General features: G+C 64.0%; 24 protein-coding genes and 1 pseudogene. 2 read left to right on the top strand and 23 right to left on the bottom strand.

Features of this window, described 5'->3' with window-relative positions:
- Window positions 1-69 precede the first annotated feature (69 nt).
- The 22 genes and pseudogenes from ACQRA4_RS11605 to ACQRA4_RS11500 form a co-directional block, all read right to left on the bottom strand.
- The gene (locus tag ACQRA4_RS11605) at window positions 70-1,380 is read right to left on the bottom strand and encodes a phage minor head protein (protein ID WP_427823239.1); all 1,311 of its coding nucleotides are present in this window, start codon (window positions 1,378-1,380) and stop codon (window positions 70-72) included.
- Entirely contained in the window at window positions 1,370-2,983 is a 1,614-nt protein-coding gene (locus ACQRA4_RS11600) for a DUF935 domain-containing protein (RefSeq protein ID WP_427823238.1), read from the bottom strand. Before ACQRA4_RS11600 ends, ACQRA4_RS11605 begins: the two co-directional genes overlap by 11 nt.
- Window positions 2,983-4,692: a phage terminase large subunit gene (gene terL / locus ACQRA4_RS11595; RefSeq protein ID WP_427823237.1), complete on the bottom strand. Its 1,710-nt coding sequence runs from the start codon at window positions 4,690-4,692 to the stop codon at window positions 2,983-2,985. The genes ACQRA4_RS11600 and terL overlap by 1 nt, the downstream gene beginning before the upstream one ends.
- On the bottom strand, window positions 4,685-5,197 hold the full coding sequence (locus ACQRA4_RS11590) for a DUF1804 family protein (protein ID WP_427823236.1): 513 nt from the start codon (window positions 5,195-5,197) through the stop codon (window positions 4,685-4,687). Before ACQRA4_RS11590 ends, terL begins: the two co-directional genes overlap by 8 nt.
- On the bottom strand, window positions 5,197-5,688 hold the full coding sequence (locus ACQRA4_RS11585) for a phage holin family protein (protein WP_427823235.1): 492 nt from the start codon (window positions 5,686-5,688) through the stop codon (window positions 5,197-5,199). The genes ACQRA4_RS11590 and ACQRA4_RS11585 overlap by 1 nt, the downstream gene beginning before the upstream one ends.
- Complete coding sequence (gene lysC, locus ACQRA4_RS11580; protein WP_427823234.1) at window positions 5,681-5,893, bottom strand: Rz1-like lysis system protein LysC; 213 nt, start codon at window positions 5,891-5,893, stop codon at window positions 5,681-5,683. The genes ACQRA4_RS11585 and lysC overlap by 8 nt, the downstream gene beginning before the upstream one ends.
- Window positions 5,823-6,215 carry a hypothetical protein gene (locus ACQRA4_RS11575; RefSeq protein ID WP_427823233.1) on the bottom strand — a complete coding sequence of 131 codons (393 nt, stop codon included), beginning with the start codon at window positions 6,213-6,215 and terminating at the stop codon, window positions 5,823-5,825. Before ACQRA4_RS11575 ends, lysC begins: the two co-directional genes overlap by 71 nt.
- On the bottom strand, window positions 6,212-6,853 hold the full coding sequence (locus ACQRA4_RS11570; RefSeq protein ID WP_427823232.1) for a pesticin C-terminus-like muramidase: 642 nt from the start codon (window positions 6,851-6,853) through the stop codon (window positions 6,212-6,214). Before ACQRA4_RS11570 ends, ACQRA4_RS11575 begins: the two co-directional genes overlap by 4 nt.
- Window positions 6,854-7,189: 336 nt before the next feature.
- Window positions 7,190-7,399, bottom strand: a complete 210-nt coding sequence (locus ACQRA4_RS11565) for a hypothetical protein (RefSeq protein WP_427823231.1) — start codon at window positions 7,397-7,399, stop codon at window positions 7,190-7,192.
- The gene (locus ACQRA4_RS11560; protein ID WP_427823230.1) at window positions 7,392-7,979 is read right to left on the bottom strand and encodes a Rha family transcriptional regulator; all 588 of its coding nucleotides are present in this window, start codon (window positions 7,977-7,979) and stop codon (window positions 7,392-7,394) included. The genes ACQRA4_RS11565 and ACQRA4_RS11560 overlap by 8 nt, the downstream gene beginning before the upstream one ends.
- A 67-nt stretch (window positions 7,980-8,046) precedes the next feature.
- Window positions 8,047-8,193 carry a hypothetical protein gene (locus ACQRA4_RS11555; RefSeq protein ID WP_427823229.1) on the bottom strand — a complete coding sequence of 49 codons (147 nt, stop codon included), beginning with the start codon at window positions 8,191-8,193 and terminating at the stop codon, window positions 8,047-8,049.
- 397 nt (window positions 8,194-8,590) lie between these two features.
- Window positions 8,591-9,088 (bottom strand): Mor transcription activator family protein, encoded by a 498-nt coding sequence (locus tag ACQRA4_RS11550; RefSeq protein ID WP_427823228.1) that lies wholly within the window; start codon window positions 9,086-9,088, stop codon window positions 8,591-8,593.
- 1 nt (window position 9,089) lies between these two features.
- Complete coding sequence (locus tag ACQRA4_RS11545; RefSeq protein WP_427823227.1) at window positions 9,090-9,491, bottom strand: phage protein GemA/Gp16 family protein; 402 nt, start codon at window positions 9,489-9,491, stop codon at window positions 9,090-9,092.
- Window positions 9,492-9,511: 20 nt separating this feature from the next.
- Window positions 9,512-10,141, bottom strand: a complete 630-nt coding sequence (locus ACQRA4_RS11540; protein WP_427823226.1) for a DUF3164 family protein — start codon at window positions 10,139-10,141, stop codon at window positions 9,512-9,514.
- Between the two features lie 9 nt (window positions 10,142-10,150).
- The gene (locus ACQRA4_RS11535; RefSeq protein WP_427823225.1) at window positions 10,151-10,351 is read right to left on the bottom strand and encodes a hypothetical protein; all 201 of its coding nucleotides are present in this window, start codon (window positions 10,349-10,351) and stop codon (window positions 10,151-10,153) included.
- Window positions 10,348-10,668, bottom strand: coding sequence for a hypothetical protein (locus ACQRA4_RS11530; RefSeq protein ID WP_427823224.1), 321 nt, complete (start codon window positions 10,666-10,668; stop codon window positions 10,348-10,350). Before ACQRA4_RS11530 ends, ACQRA4_RS11535 begins: the two co-directional genes overlap by 4 nt.
- Window positions 10,661-11,107, bottom strand: a complete 447-nt coding sequence (locus ACQRA4_RS11525; protein WP_427823223.1) for a hypothetical protein — start codon at window positions 11,105-11,107, stop codon at window positions 10,661-10,663. Before ACQRA4_RS11525 ends, ACQRA4_RS11530 begins: the two co-directional genes overlap by 8 nt.
- Window positions 11,108-11,211: 104 nt before the next feature.
- Window positions 11,212-11,961: an AAA family ATPase gene (locus tag ACQRA4_RS11520; protein WP_427823222.1), complete on the bottom strand. Its 750-nt coding sequence runs from the start codon at window positions 11,959-11,961 to the stop codon at window positions 11,212-11,214.
- Window positions 11,962-11,975: 14 nt separating this feature from the next.
- Window positions 11,976-12,737: a Mu transposase C-terminal domain-containing protein gene (locus ACQRA4_RS11515; RefSeq protein ID WP_427823221.1), complete on the bottom strand. Its 762-nt coding sequence runs from the start codon at window positions 12,735-12,737 to the stop codon at window positions 11,976-11,978.
- Window positions 12,738-12,961: 224 nt separating this feature from the next.
- Window positions 12,962-14,068 (bottom strand): annotated as a pseudogene (locus ACQRA4_RS11510) (DNA-binding protein); the annotation flags it as partial.
- Between the two features lie 17 nt (window positions 14,069-14,085).
- Window positions 14,086-14,334 (bottom strand): hypothetical protein, encoded by a 249-nt coding sequence (locus tag ACQRA4_RS11505; RefSeq protein ID WP_427823220.1) that lies wholly within the window; start codon window positions 14,332-14,334, stop codon window positions 14,086-14,088.
- The gene (locus ACQRA4_RS11500; protein WP_427823219.1) at window positions 14,331-14,756 is read right to left on the bottom strand and encodes a hypothetical protein; all 426 of its coding nucleotides are present in this window, start codon (window positions 14,754-14,756) and stop codon (window positions 14,331-14,333) included. The genes ACQRA4_RS11505 and ACQRA4_RS11500 overlap by 4 nt, the downstream gene beginning before the upstream one ends.
- Window positions 14,757-14,998: 242 nt before the next feature.
- Here ACQRA4_RS11500 and ACQRA4_RS11495 point away from each other — a divergent pair, with 242 nt between their 5' ends.
- Both ACQRA4_RS11495 and ACQRA4_RS11490 read left to right on the top strand, forming a co-directional pair.
- Entirely contained in the window at window positions 14,999-15,658 is a 660-nt protein-coding gene (locus ACQRA4_RS11495; protein ID WP_427823218.1) for a LexA family transcriptional regulator, read from the top strand.
- A gap of 158 nt (window positions 15,659-15,816) precedes the next feature.
- On the top strand, window positions 15,817-16,158 hold the full coding sequence (locus ACQRA4_RS11490) for a hypothetical protein (protein WP_427823217.1): 342 nt from the start codon (window positions 15,817-15,819) through the stop codon (window positions 16,156-16,158).
- A 40-nt stretch (window positions 16,159-16,198) separates the two neighbouring features.
- On the opposite strand, the gene ACQRA4_RS11485 is transcribed toward ACQRA4_RS11490, so the two are convergent.
- A complete protein-coding gene (locus tag ACQRA4_RS11485; protein WP_427823216.1) occupies window positions 16,199-16,717 on the bottom strand; it encodes a hypothetical protein in 519 nt (172 codons plus the stop codon).
- Window positions 16,718-16,903: the final 186 nt, after the last annotated feature.

The raw sequence follows: 16,903 nt of genomic DNA, 5'->3' as shown, positions 1-16,903 counted from the left end.
CCGGGGCGATGCACGGCTGAAAGCCCTTGGCGATACCGGATATATCGTTTTCAAGGGGTCCAACCTCCATCAGCTCTCTTTTTTGTAGACGAGCCAGCCTTCCCGCCTTCCATCCATTTTTTTGGGTTCCCGCTGCATGATATTCCAGAGCAGCGAACCATCCCTGTTGACGCGGATCACCGCCAGAAACGCATATTTCCCGGCACGAAAAAGCCCGATGTAGTTCTCCCGCAGCCTGCCGTCCTCATGCTGTTTCAGCCAGACTTCATAGGGCTGCCGTAACGTGGGCAGCACATAGTTGGCATAGCGTTCCCTGGCGTCCGTATCCTTGCCTACCATATGCGCCAGTTTGTCCCGCCAGATGGTACGCTTGCCAAGTGGCGTCATGACGGTCAACAACCGCTGGGAGCCGCGAAAGCCAAGAGCGTTCGCCAGGGTTTCCTCCGCCTCCTCGCGGGTTTTGGCTCTGGGGAGAAGCGGGGGCACCGGCAGACGGTCTGCGGCCGGCACATCAAGCAGGCGCGGACGTCCGAGGGCTTTCCAGTTGGTGGCATCCTGTTGGGGTGGTTCCGGCATATCGGCCTTGAGATCCCGCAGAAATTCCTGGCCGGGATTGCAGTCGAATCCCGCGTCGGGGAAAAAGACATTCCCGTCCCCCACCTTATACCCTTTGATTGTCCGTTCTTCCACCCGGCCCGTCTGGGAATTGCGGATGGGCACGGTTTTCCCGACCTCCCGCCCGTGACCGCTTTCAAGCGTATGCCCGCCCCGACGGAACGCCCGTTCGGAGAGCGTCTCCACACGGCAGCGGCAATTCCAGCCATTGGGAGGGTAAAGCGTGCCCCAAATGGGGTCGTCACAGTGATAGACGCGCCCGTGCATGGCCTTGTGGCTTGGCCGCGTGCGCGCGTCCAAGACCGCCACATAGCGCCAGTAGGGCGCGGCGCGGGCGAACTCCCGCTGCTGCCGGTAGCGCCCGGCATTATAGGCGCCCTGCATGTTCTGGCGGTAAATGAGGTTGAGGCGCGCGGGACTGCCGCGCTGCCCCGTGCGCATCTCGCCGGTGTCCGGGTCGACGATTTCGCCCTTGCCCCACCAGCCCTTGCGCTTGAGGGTACCCTCAAGCGCCGCGCGGAACTCTGCGGCGGTCCGTCCCTCGGCAATGGCGTCCGCCGTGGCCCGGCGGATGTCGGCAAGCAGATCCTGGCGGGTGACACCCGCGACAGTAAAGCTGCGGGCGTGGGCCTCCCGCCAGACATCCTGCCACCGAAACGAGATCTTGAGACCCTTGCTCTCAAAATAGTGGATGGCCTCGCGCGGAGGCAGGCCCATGACCACGGAAAGGTCAACGCCCGAACGGGCACCGGGGCTATCGGGCATGGATACGGCCCCACACCTCGGCCACGAACATGGCGCGGGCAAGTATCTCCGCAAGTTGGGCATCGTCCATCTGCGGATAGAGTTCCCCCAGGCGCGCTTGCAACTCTTCGGGCGCAAGCCCGGCTTCCAGCTCGGCCATGAGCGGAGCCAGGAGGGATTCCCCGGCGGCGGTGAGAGCCGCGTCCGCGTCCGCGCGGTCCAGCGCGTTTTGCGCCGCGTCCTGCTTGGAAGAGCCTTCGCCTCCGCCGGGCCGCGCGGCGGCGCGCGTCGTTGCGGCCTCCCGCCCAGGGGACGCTCCGGCGCCGTCCCCGTCTCCCGCAGCGGCCGGGGCGTCGTCGCCGTCCGGCACGGCCCGGAACACGTCGTCATCATTAACGGCCTCCGGCAGCTTGAGGCGCTCATGCACATAGCGGCGGCTGATGCGCATGTATGGCGCCAGCCTGGGCAGGGCATCCGCATAGAGCCCAAGGTCCGCCGCGTCCTGCGTGTCAAACTGCCACCAGGGCAGGAGCCGCCTGTCGGTCAGCCCCAGATTGAGCAGGGCCAGGGGCCGGAGGAGCTGCGCGGTCAGCGTGGCGGCTATCTGGCGCGCGTCCGAGGTCAGGATGTCGCGGCGCACCTCCTCGTGGACGCGGCCAAGGGCGTTGGTGCTTGTCTTGCCGTCCGCCTGGCTGGTGAGGGTGCCGCCCAGGATGGCCTTGCTCATGCCCTGCTCGCAGCGGCTCACCAGCTCGCCGGGAATGTCGCGCGTGGCGGCGCTGGGACTCTCGAACAGGACTTCCATGCCCACGGGGATGATGCCCGCCGCGTCCTGCCCAAGGCAGCGCAGGGCGTTGAGCAGGGCCGTCTTGTCGGCCTCGGTGCTTCCGGGCGGGTACTTGCCCAGCCGCAGGGGCAGCCCGTGGATCTGGACGTATTGCACCTCGCTTGAGGCGGCGTAGGCCCGGATGAGGTAGGTCCACGCCAGCACGCGGAACAGCCCCGCGCGGGGGAGCCAGCCGGACCGGGACTTGTGCGTGTGCACTATCCAGCCGCAGGGCCAGAGTTCGGCGCCCTCGGCGCTGCCGTCGCGCAGGTGCAGGACATTGCGGTCGCGCCACGGGCAGACGAACCAGCTTTGCGGCCGGAAGGTCAGGGCCTTGGGGACATGCCAGCCGTCGGAGTAGTCCCACGCTATTTCCAGCGCCGCAAAGCCGTGGCCGATGGCATCGGCCATGTCCAGGATGATGTCGTCCACGGAGGGCAGCGCGTCCACCATGGCGCGCACCTGCCTGGCGGCGTCGTGCGCCCTGGCGTCATCCTTGACGGCCGGCAGGATGTCCCACTCCAGCGTCAGCAGCCCGCGCTTGCGTTTGCCCATTTCCGCCGCCAGGTGATCGCAGCGCTCTTCCATGTCGGCAAACAGGGCATGCTGCTCGCTGATGGCCCCGGCGTCCGCGTCGCGCAGGATACGGCGCAGCCTGTTGGGCGTGAGGCCGTGGGTCAGGTCGGGCAGTTGCTCAAGGTAGAGCAGCCCGGTCTCCATGCCGGAATCCCGGCTCTGCTGCCGGTCGCGCGGGGGCGCGGCGAGGGGCCGGCGTGTTGGGCGACGAAGCGCGCGCATCAGATCCATCCTTTGCCCGTGGCCGGGCCGGTATCGTCGTCATCGGGCTGGGTATCATCAATGCCAAGCAGCGCGCCAAACAGGCCGGCACGGCGGGGCACGCGCACAAAGGCGTCCGCCAGGCTCACATAGCCCTGTGTGGCCACGCGCCAGAGCATTTCCAGCGCGTCCGGGCCGTCGTCATGGTCGGCCAGGGGAAAATGGCGCAACTGGTCGAGCAGGGTATGCTGTTCCGGCGCGAGCAGGATGCGGCCCTGGGCGAAATAGGGGTGCAGGCTCTCGATGCGCAGCGTTTTGTCCGCATGGTTCTTCACCGGCCAGACGGGCATGGGGATGCCCTGGCGCGCGGCCTCGCGGACGAGCACGTCCGCGAAGAACTCCTGAAACTGCACCGTTTCCACGGCCCAGGAGAGGCAGGCGTAACGGCGCTGCAAGGCGATCATGTCCTGGATGATGCGGTCGGGGTGGCGCTTGCGGATAGACGCCTCAAGCACAAAGAGGCGCAGGGTCTCGCGGTGCAGGCCGCCCACCAGCAGGGCCGAGGGGTCACGCCCGGCCCCGGCCTTGCCCAGGGACGGATCACAGGCGGCGAACGGCAGCAGGCCGGACGGCAGCTCGTGCCAGTACACAAGCACCTCCGCAAAGGGGGCGGCGTCGCCCACCAGGGGATCGTTCTGCTGTTCGCTGTCAAAGGCGGCGCGGTCTTCCGCCCGCTTGCACATGAGCGTGTACAGCGGCCGGAACGTGGGCCACGAGACCACCGCGCCCCTTTCCATCTCGGCGCGTCGCTCCTCATAGTAGGCCCGCGCGGCCTCCGGCCCGTCCGGCGGCGTCTTGTAGATACGCTCCCATGCGTCCCACAGATCCATGCGTTCGGGCATGCGTTCCACGGCGCGGAAGATCCGGCCCCGCCATTGCGGCTTTTTCAGCGTGCGGGCAAGCACGCTGTCATAGTGCAGGATGGTGCCGATATAGACCACGTCCATGCTGTCATCGGCCGGGCCGAGGGAGAGGACCGTGCGCAAAAGCCAGCTTTCCAGCTTGTCGCGCTGCTCCGGGGAGCGGACGTTCTCGTCATTTTCAAGGTCGTCCAGCAGGGCGAGGTCCGGGCGGTGCGGCCCGTGCCGCAGGCCGCGCATGCGCTTGCCCGCGCCGAACGCCTGTATCTTGACATTTTGCGCGGTGATGATGGCGCCCACGTTCCACACGCGGCCCACGCCGCAGTGGGCGCCGAAATCGGCCATGAGGCGCGGGTTGCTCTCCAGCTCCACCTTGACCGCCTCCAGGAACGAGGCCGCCTGTTCCAGAGCGTCGGCGATGATCAGGATGTAGCGCTTGCGCCCCGTGACCACGCACCAGAGCAGGAAAAACACATCCACAAAGGTGGTCTTGGCCTCGCCGCGCGGGGCAGCGCAGGCCAGCTTGACGCCCGCGGCCGCGTTGACCGCAGCGGGCAGGGCCACGTCAAGCCACTGGTGCAGGAGGCTGTCGCCCGTGGGCGTCCCGTCCTTGCGCCGCGTGTAGTGCGGGAAATACGTCCGGCGGAAAAAGGGAAAGTCGCCCTGTGCCCGCTCCGCCCGCGCCGCGCTGGCGGCGGCGTCCACGGGGAACGCCGCGCAGTCGGCCTCGATGCTGCGGCGCAGGGACAGCGTGAGCGCGGCGAGTTCCGCGCGGAAGTTGTCCGCCGAGAGCCTGCGGGCGCTAGCCACGGTTGCCCCCCAGCCGCTCGGCCACCTCGTCCGCGAACGGCTCCAGCACTTCCAGCAGGGCCGGAGCGTGCTGCGGGAAGCGCTGCCGGACAAACTCGGTCAAAAGCTGGATGACGCGCAGGGCCGTCGCCAGTTCGTTGCTCTCCGGCAAGACCCGGCGCGAGGCCGCCACCATCTTGTTGAAGCTGTCCGCCAGCGAGGCCAGGGCCGTTGTCTTTTGCGTGGCGGTCATGTCCTGGGCCGTGATAATCTCGGCCATGAGCGCCTTGTGCTGGAGCACATACTCGCTCAGGGTCTGGCGGGCCACGGCCTCCATGCCCTCACCGGCCAGCACGTTGGCCGCGCGCAGCCTGTCCCAGTCATCGCCCTGTTCGGCGGCCTTGCGCTTCCAGGAGCGGAGCGTGGCCACCGGGATGCCGTGCGCGGCGGAAATCTGCGTCAGGGGCAGGTTGTCGAAGATGTAGGCGGCACGGGCCGCTGCCCGGAATTGTACGGTATGGGCCATCAGCGCCGCTCCCTGCCGGCTGCCTCGCGCGCCTTGCGCTTGAGTTGTTCCCGGCCGCCGAAAACCAGCCACTTGAGCACCGGGGGCACCGGCACGCCCAGGTAGTGCAGGTGGCCGATGATGCTGGCCATGTCGGTGAGGATCAGATACGCCAGCATGATGTCCACAATGGGCAGCCCCACATGCAGGCCGCGCTGGAACGCCACCTGCGCCGCCCAGGCCATGACGATGAACACCAGGTAGCAGACATAGCGCGGCAAGGCCCGCTTGAGGCCACGGCAGAGGGGGCGGTTGCGCTTGCAGCACACGGCCACGCGCGCGGTCATGTCGGCCGTGAGCGCGCCGAAGCAGATATACGCCAGGGCGACATCCGTCTCCATGAGCGCGCACAGCCCGGAGACTGCGGCGCCTATGGCCACCTTGTCCGGCCAGAGGGCCGTGAGCTGGGCAAAGGCCGTGGAAAACGCCTCGCCCCAACGCGGGTCAGTCATTGGCGGCCTCCGTCATGCGGGCCGCCATCCGGGCGTACCATGCGCGCAGGGCGGCCTTGTCGGCGTTGCAGCCGTCAAGCGCGGCGTTGAGCGACACCATGTGGCGCGTGGCCGCCAGCGCGTAGGCGCGCAGGTCATTGGCGGCCATGAGTTCCGGCGGCGTTGGCGGTGTCGGGCACCGCGCCAGCAGGCTCTCCGGCGGCATCAGCGCCACCGGGCGCGGCGCCGGCGAGCATGCCGCGCAGGCGGCGCAAAAAGCCAGCGTCATCAAGCTGCCCGCTCTCCTGCGCCAGGTGCGAAAGCGCGCGCATCTTTGCATCGAGGTCATGGTCAATGGCTCCCTGCAATCCGTCCCGCAGGGTGCGGGCGCACTCGTCCGCGTCGCGGGCAATGGTTGCCGTCAACGCCTCGGCCCTGAGGCGCGTTATCTCGTCCAGTTTGGCCCGGCGGTCCTGCCACTGGGCCGCGTTGAGCAGCAGGGACACGCAGGCCAGCGCGCCCAGGGCGTAGTACAGCCCCCGGCTCATGGCCGCACCAGTTGCGCCAGCAACGCGCCCTCGCGTGCGCGGCGGTTGGCATAGTCTCCCCAGCGGCGCCGTTCGCGGAGCATGCGCGAGGCCGCGCTCCACTCCGCGCCGGCCAGGGCGCGCCAGACATCGGGATATTTGCCCGCGAAGCCCAGGCCGTACTGATAACAGGCCGAAAAGATGACCGCCTGCGCCTGCGGCGGCAGGGCGACATAGGCGCCGTTCCCGGCATCCCGGTCATAGCGCCGGGAGATGATGTCCGCGTGGTGGCCCATGATGCAGTGGTCCAGGGCATCCGCAAACTCGCGGCTGATGACGAGCGGCAGGCGGTGCAACGCCTGTACGGCGGCGGCCTTGCGCCGGCCAAGGTAGGGGCGCAACTGGTTGACGCTGCCCGCATCCAGGCCAAGGCGCAGGAGCGTGACCGCATCCTGCTGGCCCAGGTCCACGCCGGTGGCGATGGTCACGCCGCTTTGCCCCATGGGCACATGGAGCTCCGGGTCCGGGCCGCCCCTGTAGTTGGCCGTGCCGCCCGTGGTGAGCTTGCACGGGATATAGCCGCGCAACTGCTGCGGCCCCTCGCAATACGGGCCGCGCAGGAACGCCTCTATCTCCGCCAGATGGATATTGCCTTGCATCTCTCCTCCCGGCGCCGCAAAAGCAGCGCCCGCACCGCCACTGTAGTGGCGGCACGGGCATAAAAAAGGCTGGCGGGGTACAGCGCCGGGGAGTTAGCGGTAGCCGTTAGCAGGCTCTGCCTGCTTACGGATAGCGACAGCGGTTCCGTTGACTGGATGTCGCGGTAGCCAATTGCTGTCTCCATCCGTAGCTTCCTGCGTCGCAACGGCTACCGCTTTCGCGCGCTGCCGCGTCAGGCTTCGCTTTTTCTCTCGGTCGAGTACCGCAGAGTACACTCCCTCAAGAAAAGTTCGCCTCCCTTGCAGCGCATCGAACCTTGCGCCGCCCCGGAGTTTTCAGGCTTTCTGTTCCTCCTCCAGTCCGCGAATGGCGGCGGTAACGTCCTCAAAGATGTCTTCCAGCGTGTGGTAGAGACCCTGGGCCTCCTGGGCGGCCACGTCCAGTTGCCCGTCCACGGGCAGGCCGCAGAGCAGGCGCTGCTGCCAGCGAATGCGGGCGGCGGCGCGGGCGAGCAGGTCGGCGGGGTGGAGATCCATGTCAGGCATGGTTCACCTCCCGCGTAGCCGGAGTGAGGAAGCCCAGAACCGTCGCGGCCTTGAGCAGGCGGGAAATCTCCCGCGCGTCACTGTCCAGCAGCTTGGCGATGGCGTGGATACCCAGGCCCAGCTTGCGGAAGCGCACGGCGGAGCGCAGACGGCGCTTCCGGGCCGGGGTGAGGGTGTAGAGGCTGCGGGCAAGAGCCTGCACCTGCTGCTGCGGGCCTTCCCGCAGGGCTGCCTCCATCTCGTTGAACGCCTCGATGTAGCGGAGCTTCCACATGACGGCCGCCTTGCCCGTCATGCCCATGACGAGGAGCGAGAGGGCATCGCGGGTGAGGAGGAAGGCGCGGACAGAGCGGCCCGTACTGTCCTGATATTCACTCAGCCCAAAATTGGGCGCAGTAAATGATTTCGGCAGGATAGACCGCAAACGGTCGATTTCGCGCAGGATGTGGGTATGCCGTTTCTGGAAGTGGCGGGCAACTTCGGTGGAGAGGACGGCGGGAACGCCGTTCAGGGATTCAAAGCGGATGCCGTTGTTTTCTTTGACAATAGGCGTGCGTTGAGATACTGTTGTATCAGCCATGATTCCCTCCAGTTCAGGGAGTTAAGGTGAGGCCGTGCTTGGGTGTGCCAGCACCCGGCACGGCTGTTTATTTGTCCTTTTCCCAATCGGGGAAGATTTTTTTCAAGGCGTCCATGACGATTTCCTTGATGGTCTTCCCTTCCTGCGCCGCCCGCGTCTTGAGCTGGCGGTGCTGCTCCGCGGTCACTTCAAAATTGACACGCTTTTTTTCCACGTCACCTCCGTTTCACTCATTTCATACTCATTTATGTTTTTGGGTCAAGAAAAATTTGCGGGGTGGTTGGCACTGGCTACAAGCCGATGCCGGGGAGTGGATATAGACAGGCATAATTTAACTTGACAAAATCAAAAAAATTATATAGATGTAAAGCTGATGTTTTAGGCATTAAGACTAGGAGGGAACTATAACAAAGGAGGGAAAAATGAAAATTGGGAGAATTTCACCTATGGACAAATCCATAGAAGGCATTGAAGGTTCTCTTTCTGAAATTTTTGTTCTTCTAGGCTTCTTTTTCTGGATTTGCGAGATGACATCATGCAACAGAGAAAAAAGACAAATGGCAGTGACACCTTAGAATAAAGGCCGGGTAACGCCCGGCCTTTTTCATTGCCTAAAGCAACTTATACTGTTCCTGGGCCGGTCGCATGGCTGGGATGGGACGTTTGAGCAGGCGCCAGACATAGCGCTCGGTCAGGTGGTAGCGCAGGGCAAGGCATTGCACGAGGGCGCGCTCCGAAAGACCTTCAGCGGTGAGCGCGCGCCGATCCTCGAACAGGGCCGCGTCCCGCGCCTTGAGGAGCGCCAGCTTGCAGCTCGGTACCGTGAGCGCCGTGCCCGCGTAGCGGTGTACCAGCGCATCGGCGGCAGCCTGCCCGATATTGCGGGCTATGTCCTCGATCAGCGCGCGGCCCCGGACAGTTGCTCCGTGCGGGATACGGAGCGTCAGGCCGCCGAAAGATTCCACCAGGGCCACGGTGGCCGTGATGCCGATGGTGCGGGCAAGCTCCTGCGCCGATGGCGGGAGCAGTCCGAAATCCAGCGTCCTGAGGCTGCCGGTGCAGACCTCCCCGGCGCGCATGGCGTCAAAATACTCTGCTGCGGTCGGCATATCATCCCTCCTGCGGCGCCTCCCGGCGCTGTTGACGTGTGAGAGCGGCCACGCAGGCCGTAAGCTGGGCGCGGCTTGCGGTGCCAAGTGATGCGCTGTTTTGCGTCTGGCGCCTGATGATGGCCTCCGCATAGGAGCGCGGGCGCCCCAGACTGGCGAGCAGGGCGGTGATCTTGCTGTGCAGGGGCCGCAGTTCCCTTGCCATGCGCGGGCGCGGTGTCCAGCCGCGCGCCCGGAACTCCGCCAGCACGGCCTTGAGCTGCGGGATGGTGCAGTCCCCGGCGCTGTCATGCCCGGTCACGCCGGCCAGCATCTCCCGGTAGGTGGCCTCGTCCAGCGCCATGTCCACGGCGGCGATATGCACACTGGCGATCAGGCCCTTGCGGTATGCGTTGGTGGTCATTCATGCCTCCCTTCAATGCCTCACAGCGCCGACATATCCAGCGGAACGGCGATGTATCTGCCGTCCCGGGCGCGCTTGTAGAGGCGCACATAGGCTTTGCTGTCCTGCACGGTGAGGCTGTCGCTGATGGCCCGCATGGCGCGCTGCCACCGTTCGTCCTCAATGTTGTGGCGCCGCAGGCTCAAGATGGCGTTGGTATTGATGCGGCCTTCCTTGTTGACGTTGAACGCCTGTTCCACGATGGCGCGGAGGGCCGAGGGGCTGTCGCGGCTCCACTCTTCCAGGCACTCGTCGATGAGCGCCTTGGCGGCCCGCAGGCCCTCGTCAAAGCCGATATTCTCCGAGGTCTGGCGCTTGAGCTTCCACTCGCCGTCAAAGCTCATGAGGGTGATGTTGCCCTTGTCGCCGCCCAGTCTGGCGCCGTAGCGTTCGGCGGAGAGTTCCACGAACGCGGCAATATCGCCCATGAGTTCGTCGCGCAGGGCGCGGAGCTGCCCCTGCATGCGCTCGATCTTGGCGGCCTTTTCGCGGACAAGATCATCGCGGGCGAGGTCTATCTCGCGGATGGCCTCAACGGGCACATAGGCGCCCCGGCTGTCCTTGCGGTACTGGCTCGGATCTTCAAACGGATTGCTCTGCATCTGGCTCATGTCGCCCTCCTAGTGGCTGCAAGTTTCGGCTGCGGCCTGCCGGGGCGCGTCCGGCACCAGCAGGCTGGATTCCATCGTCTCCACAAGTTCGGCGGAGGCGCACAAGTTGGCGCGGATGATGCGCACCAGCGCCCACTGATCCTCGGACACCTGCCCGGCCAGCGCGCCCAGGGCGGACGCGCACGACACGATGTCGGCACTGACACTCATAACGGCTGCTCCTTTTCGCGGTACTGTTGGCACTGTTGGCACTCCCGCCAGCGGCGGAGCGCATAGGGACTTGATGTCGGCATGGGTTCGGCGCGGCGACGCTCGCAGGACTCCGCCGTGCGGGGACCGCCATAGACCGGGCAGGCCGCGCCCAGGATGTCCACGATGCGCCGCTCCATGCGCGCGGTGCTTCCGGGATAGTGGCCGTTGCGGAGCAGGGAGAGCGAGCTGCGCGCCACTCCCAGGCGGCGGGCCACGGCCGTGACGCTGGACGCCGCAATGGCCGCCTCAAGCACGGCCGCGCACTCTCTACGCATGGCCACCCTCCGCTATGGAGACGGTGCGGCCCGTGTTACGGTCCGTCACCGTCTTGCGGGCGCGGTTGTAGGCCGGGGCGTTGGCGCCCGTATCAGCCTCACGCCGCAAAAAATACGCGCCCGTGCGCCGCGTCTTGCCCAGGATGCCCGCAAGGTGGAGCGCGCGGCAGTAATTGCGCAGGTTCTCCTCCGCGCCCTGCTCGTCGCCATCGCAGACCACGCGCAGGATGTCCGGCACGGTGGTATGGTCGGCCATGCGCAGGACGGCCCAGGCGCGTTGCCGCAAGGTGCGGCCGTCACTGGTGGCGGCCCGTCCCACCCTCTGGCAGGGGACCCAGCCGCCAGCCCTTGCGGTCTGCATGCCTGCGGCCGTCAGCCCGTGGAGGCTGTCTTCGCTGTGCAGCAGGCCGTGACGGCGCAAGCAGCGGCATGCGTACACGACCCCTTTGCTGCTGGCCCCCAGGCACGAGGCCAGTTGTCGCGTAAAGCAGGGGCCATGCTCCGCGAGATGGAGCAGGATACGCTCGGCAAGGACGGCCATGACTACGCCGCCGCCTTTGCCGGACGCACGGTCTTGGCTGTCCGGCTTTGCCAGTCGTGGGCCAGTTCCAGACCCGCGAAGTGCGGCACGTCCAGCGTGCCCGCCAGACCGTTGGCGCGGGCAAGACGTTCGATGCGCGCCAGGATGTTGAGCACTTCGCGCATGCGCCCGGCCGAGAGCCGCAGGACTTCCGCCGCCAGCGCGGGAGTGAGCGCAAACTCGCAGAGCTTGGCGCAGGCCAGGGCCACGTCCGACGCCGTTGCCGGGCCGAACTCCACCACCTGCGCGATACGGCTGCTTATCTGCTTGTAGCGGCTGATGTTGCGCTGGATCTGCTCCATGCCGATGAGCACCACCGTCACCTCGGCGCGGTCGCTGAAGTCGCGGATCTTTTCCAGCACGGCGGCGCGGTCGGCCAGGGTGAACTCGGCCTCGTCGATGATGATGGGGCACTGGCGTTCAATGAGCACCCGCAGGCAGCGCTCGAACAGCGCTTGCGCGGTGCCGCGCGTGTCCAGATTGAGGGCCTTGGACAGTTCGACGAGGAAATACTTCGGCGTCCAGTCCACATTGGCGCGCAAAAAGACCGCCCCGGCCTCCTCCGCCCAGCGATAGACGATGTGGCTCTTGCCCAGGCCCGGCTGCCCGTGGACGAGCATCATGCCCGCTTCAGCCGCGCCGCGCTCTTCCACCGCCTTGACCCCGGCGATAAAGCGGGCGTAGTTCTCGGTTTTCACAAATCCCTGACGCATGGCACTCTCCTTTGTTATGCGATGCCCTTGACTTCCAGGAGCTCGCGCATATCGGCGTATTCTTCCCCCTGCCGGTAGGTCACGAGCCACGCCGCGTCGGCCGCCGTCTGCTGGTCGGCATGCTCCATGAGCCAGCAATAGCGGTCATAGGTGCAGCCAAAGAGCGGCCGCGCTGCCGGCTCCGGCTCCGCAGGCGTGGGGATCTCAATTTCAATGGCGGCGGGCTGTGGCGCGGGCTGGAGGCTGTCCGCCAGCGCGGGGCGGTCGTCCCCCGGCAGGCGGATCTCCGCGCCGGGAGCCACGCGCTGGAGCCGGGCGTCAAGCCGTGCGACCTGCGCCCTCGCGCGCTTGTCCCGCGCGGCCTGCACCCGGCTTGGCGCAAAGTAGGGCTGTGTATTGCCCTCCAGCGCGGCCTCGCAAATGCGGCGGCCGTCCAGGGTCCAGCACCAGACGCGGGAACTGTCCCAAATGTCATAGCGGACTTCCACGGCCTCGCCGTGGTAGTCGGCCAGTTCCGCGCCATAGTAACGGCCGCCGAACACTTCCACCCAGGCGTTCCGCGCCACGCGCCGCTCGCCCGGCATGAACAGTTCCGCGCCCATGCCTTCCGGCACGCGCACCGGCTCAAAGCCGCGCGCCTCGAAGGAGGCCCAGTATTCATTGGGGCTGAAGTGGACATACCGACCCTCGGCATCGCGGTAGCGCGGAGGCCACGGTGCGGCGTGGCGTTGTATTCCTCCACCCGCGCGAGGATATGTTTTTTCGCCTCTTTCCATGTGGGCAGCACGGCCCGCCTCCCGTTCCTGAGCGCCTTGCGGCTGCGCCTGTAGTTGGCATGCGCCGCATCCGGGTCCATGAGGGCGCCGGTGTAGCTTTCCAGCCCCTGGGCGGCGCGCACCCACAGCGTCTTGACCGCCCGCTCCATGAGTCCCTTGCCCTGCGGACGCCCTGGGATGGCATGGCAGGGCGTGATGCCCAGGCGCTGGAGCATGCCGGTGCGGTCATCGAGCATCAGGTTGTTGGAGTAGCCGGGGCCGTTGTCGCTGTAGAACATGGCCGGGATGCCCGCCCACATGCAGGCCATGCGCAGGGCGTCCAGCACGGTCAGCTTGCTCTCGGCCAGGGCAATGGAGATGCCCACGCAACGGCGCGTCGCCACGTCGATGATGGCCGTGAGTTCCGGCTTGAACGGCTGTCCGTGGAGCGGATGCAGGACTTCGGCGTCAAAGGTGGTGCCGTCCGCCGTGTACACGTCGCCGGGCCACAGTTCGGACGTGTCGCGCCGCCGGTGGGGCCGCAGCTTGAGCAACGCATTGCCCGTGGCGCGCCCGGCTTCCTTTGCCGGGGTGCTCATCTTGGCAAGCGCGCGGCGCACTGCATAGACTGAAGGCGGCGTTTCGCCGCGCCGGCGCAGGGCTGCCGCAAAATCGTCATACGCCTGCGAAACCGGCGGATGCTGCGGTTTCTGGTAGTGGGCCAGGAACTCCTGCATCCAGGCGGGGAGGGGCATTGTCCGGCTCATGGTGGGCAACAGTGCCACCTCTCCGCCGGCCGCGTAGTCCGATGCCCAGCGGTACAGGCTCCGGCGCGAGAGCGCGCCGCCCCGGCGGCAGGCCGTTGCCGTGGTTATCAGGTCGAGCAGGACGGGAGACAGGGACCGGGTCCGCGACGCTTCCACCAGATGCCTGATGGCGCCTTCTTTCTTCACAACGACTGACAGGCGCTCGATCTCGCGCACAAAGGCCAGTCGTGCGGAGGCAATTTCACGCTCACGGGCCGTGGCGCGGAACCATTCCGGGCTGTGCGCGGCTACGGCGCAAGAGCAAGCGGTGGGGCAAGAGACCGCAGGCGCCGTGTCAGCCGGGCGCACCGCGACAGGGGCAGTGCCAACAGCGGCGCAACTCGCGGTCTGGGTTTCACGCAGCAGGGCCGATGCTATGGCGTCACGGGTCGACGGCGGCATGCTGGCGACCTGCCAGAGATAGCCGCCACCACGTCCAAGCCTGGGGACCGATTTCCAGGCTTCACGCTTCGCGCGCTTGTCTATGGCCTGTCGGCTAATACCGAGGAGAGTGATAATTTCCCTCGTGCTATAGGCATCTGCCATCTGCATAGTATTCCGCCTTACTCACCCGCCCGACGGGGATCACAGAGATGGTCTTCCGTCGCCCCATGTTCACGCAGCCAATCCAACACCTTGGGGCTATGGATTTTGCCGGAGAGCGTGCGGTACACAGCTTCGCTTGAGATGCCCAACATGCCGGCCAGTGCAACGCCAGTGAGTCCCTGATTATCAAGCACCTCCTGCAAGCGACGGCGATACTTCGCACGTTTCGCCCCCAGGGCCATCCGTTGTGCAAATGTCAGCTTCACAGTTCTTCCTCCAGCTTGCGGAGCCGCCTTTTCACCTTTTTTTGCTCAAGCAGCGTGCGCCCGTACTCACAGAGCTTGCGCTCGTCGGGCGTCATCACGTCCAGTCCCACACATCGGAGCATGGCGCGGAGCGGAGCGTGATCCCCAGTCGCCGCGCAAAACGCCAGCACGGCAAGGATCGATGGGGGATGGCTGCCATCTGAGGGCGACAACCATTTGTCCAGAGTGTCCTTGCTGACCATTCGGGTATTTCCCGCTGTCAAACGCACACCGCTGGAGCTTGCCACCGCGTTGATCTTGTCCGGCAGGCTCTTGCGCCCCTCTCCCTCCGGCGCTCCTGCAACCATGCGCATGGCCGCCTTGACGGCTGGCAGCACGCTTGCAAGGTTGGCGCTGAAGTCAAAGAGAGAAGCCTGGCGCATAAGATTTCCTTTGCTGTCCAAAAAACAAGGACCTCTGGACGTTGACCTTTCCTTGTCTGGCCGTTAGTTTGATTGCCGACCGGAAAAATAACCGTTGCCCTTTCTTTTTGACCTGATTTTCTTGTCAAGTCAAGAAGATTTTCTGGTTGCATGTTAGGATTTTCTAATTTCTTCTTAATGTGCTGAAATAAAAAGGGAAAGCGAAAAGCACACGGACTGCGTTCCGAGTTGCAGGTTAACCTATGGAAGATGCAACATATTTAGAAATATTTGAACGCCTGAAAACGGCATCGGGAGCAACGTCAGACCAGGAACTTGCCGTCAAGCTAGGCTTGTCTAAGCAGTCCATAGCGGATGCGCGGTCAAGGAAAACAGTTCCACCGGCTTGGATTCCAAAAGCGGCTTTACAATTCGGAGTAACAACAGACTGGCTTTTTTGGGGAAAGAATCCCCAAACCTCCCAGGCATCAAGCTGTGACGTGGATTTGATTATGATTCCAATGGTAGAGGCCCGATTGTCAGCGGGACAAGGAAGCTTACAGGTTAATGGAGATATTGAGCGCAGCTATGCTTTCCGTGCCGATTTCCTGCATCGCAAGGGAAATCCTAAAAACATGGTGATGATGCGTGTCGAGGGCGACAGCATGCAACCGGAAATTATGGACAATGATGTTGTCCTTTTGGATCAGAGCAAGACAGAAATCAAAGCGGGCCGGATATTTGCGGTTGGTTTTGACGAGGCAATCTACTGCAAGCGCATAGACAGGCTTCCGGGCAAAATCATTCTTAAGAGCGTCAATCCTGAATACGCGCCGGTAGAGCTTGATGTGCGGGATCAGCAGGAGGACGCCTTCCGGGTTATCGGGCAAGTTATCTGGTGCGGCAGAGAATATCCAATTTAGTGCCAACAAGACAACAAAAACGCGCTAAAAATCAGCCGCAAAACTGATTTTTAGCGCGTTTTTGTCTTTTGCCTCGGCGCACTCAAAACCCGCGCACCACGCGGCCACGCGGGAGAAACCCCTTCCTTTATGCTAGTGCCAAGTTAATCACTCCCCTGGTGTATACATTCCTGGAAAAATTTCTTGATGATCTGAAGCTGGAGCAGAACGCTGTTCTTGAAAATTTCTCTTCAGCATTGGAACTTGAAGCCGCAAAATGGGATAAGGAGTCAAAAGAGAGAGCTGGCAGGATCATAGTTCAGGCGCTTGACAAGGCGCGGAACCTGTCCGGTGAACAGTTTGATGAGCGGACTCGCCTTTTTTGCGAGTCTATTGAAAAAACTCTTGAAAAAAATCTTACTCCGCTAAAATCGTTTGAAAAGAATACATGGCGCATAGCCGTGGCCAATATGATCGCCGCCAGCTTTCTGGCCATGACAGGATTGCTGATCTGGCTCTGAAAAAGCAGCCCCGCCAAAATCTTCCAGCGGGGCTGCTCCTTTACTGCTCTCTGCGTAAAGAACGTCCCCGGCCCGGCCTCTGCCGGGTCTTGTCCTGGCTTATATTCAGAGTTTTTTCCTTGAACAGGCGTTCGCGTTCTTCGTGCAATTGTGCATCACGCCTGGCCGTCAGTTCTTTCTGTTCCCGCCGTAATTTCGCTTCAGCCATCCGCTCAAGCCGACGCGTGGATGCTTGCAGCATTTTGACGCGAGACAGGCGAACCTCCAACTCATGCATGCGCCGCTGCTCCCGGCCATATTGCTCCCGCCACTGGTTGCCACGCCAGAGTGCGCTGATGGCATTGGGCTTTGCCGTGGTCACATCCTGGAGCTTTTTGCTTTGGGAGGCAATTCTGTTTTCCAGATTTGTCACAAGGCGATCTGCCTGTTCGGATTTCGCCTGCATAAAATCTTTGACCTGGGCGTCATAGACGCTGCCAGCGTCCGCCAGGTGTTGCTGTTCGGCCTTGACCTCTTGAATGTGCTGTTCCAGAGCCTCGGACGCATCCTTATCTACCATAAAGTTTTCGCCTGCTTCATCTGCTCCTCTGGGTTGTCGCGAAGCTCCGCATCGAGCTTCCGTAGATTGTTCATAAAGTTTCGCTTCTATCCCCTCACATACTCAAATCAATAATATACTAAAATGATATATTTAACTCTTTCCACCCCAACCCCCGACTAAACCCGCCTTCCTGTAAAAAATTTA

The sequence above is a fragment of the Desulfovibrio sp. SGI.169 genome (assembly GCF_050313595.1).
Lineage (GTDB): Bacteria > Desulfobacterota > Desulfovibrionia > Desulfovibrionales > Desulfovibrionaceae > Desulfovibrio.
This window is presented reverse-complemented; position numbering and strand designations above follow the sequence as displayed.

Coding starts and splice junctions, on each gene's coding strand:
- ACQRA4_RS11600 (WP_427823238.1), bottom strand. CDS start 2,983: ATGCGCGCGCTTCGTCGCCCAACACGCCGGCCCCTCGCCGCGCCCCCG.
- lysC (WP_427823234.1), bottom strand. CDS start 5,893: ATGCCGCCGGAGAGCCTGCTGGCGCGGTGCCCGACACCGCCAACGCCG.
- ACQRA4_RS11560 (WP_427823230.1), bottom strand. CDS start 7,979: ATGGCTGATACAACAGTATCTCAACGCACGCCTATTGTCAAAGAAAAC.
- ACQRA4_RS11605 (WP_427823239.1), bottom strand. CDS start 1,380: ATGCCCGATAGCCCCGGTGCCCGTTCGGGCGTTGACCTTTCCGTGGTC.
- ACQRA4_RS11565 (WP_427823231.1), bottom strand. CDS start 7,399: ATGCCTGACATGGATCTCCACCCCGCCGACCTGCTCGCCCGCGCCGCC.
- ACQRA4_RS11590 (WP_427823236.1), bottom strand. CDS start 5,197: ATGGCCCATACCGTACAATTCCGGGCAGCGGCCCGTGCCGCCTACATC.
- ACQRA4_RS11585 (WP_427823235.1), bottom strand. CDS start 5,688: ATGACTGACCCGCGTTGGGGCGAGGCGTTTTCCACGGCCTTTGCCCAG.
- ACQRA4_RS11500 (WP_427823219.1), bottom strand. CDS start 14,756: ATGCGCCAGGCTTCTCTCTTTGACTTCAGCGCCAACCTTGCAAGCGTG.
- ACQRA4_RS11535 (WP_427823225.1), bottom strand. CDS start 10,351: ATGAGTGTCAGTGCCGACATCGTGTCGTGCGCGTCCGCCCTGGGCGCG.
- ACQRA4_RS11515 (WP_427823221.1), bottom strand. CDS start 12,737: ATGGAAAGAGGCGAAAAAACATATCCTCGCGCGGGTGGAGGAATACAA.
- ACQRA4_RS11520 (WP_427823222.1), bottom strand. CDS start 11,961: ATGCGTCAGGGATTTGTGAAAACCGAGAACTACGCCCGCTTTATCGCC.
- ACQRA4_RS11545 (WP_427823227.1), bottom strand. CDS start 9,491: ATGACCACCAACGCATACCGCAAGGGCCTGATCGCCAGTGTGCATATC.
- ACQRA4_RS11495 (WP_427823218.1), top strand. CDS start 14,999: ATGGAAGATGCAACATATTTAGAAATATTTGAACGCCTGAAAACGGCA.
- ACQRA4_RS11485 (WP_427823216.1), bottom strand. CDS start 16,717: ATGGTAGATAAGGATGCGTCCGAGGCTCTGGAACAGCACATTCAAGAG.
- ACQRA4_RS11540 (WP_427823226.1), bottom strand. CDS start 10,141: ATGAGCCAGATGCAGAGCAATCCGTTTGAAGATCCGAGCCAGTACCGC.
- ACQRA4_RS11550 (WP_427823228.1), bottom strand. CDS start 9,088: ATGCCGACCGCAGCAGAGTATTTTGACGCCATGCGCGCCGGGGAGGTC.
- ACQRA4_RS11575 (WP_427823233.1), bottom strand. CDS start 6,215: ATGAGCCGGGGGCTGTACTACGCCCTGGGCGCGCTGGCCTGCGTGTCC.
- ACQRA4_RS11530 (WP_427823224.1), bottom strand. CDS start 10,668: ATGCGTAGAGAGTGCGCGGCCGTGCTTGAGGCGGCCATTGCGGCGTCC.
- ACQRA4_RS11570 (WP_427823232.1), bottom strand. CDS start 6,853: ATGCAAGGCAATATCCATCTGGCGGAGATAGAGGCGTTCCTGCGCGGC.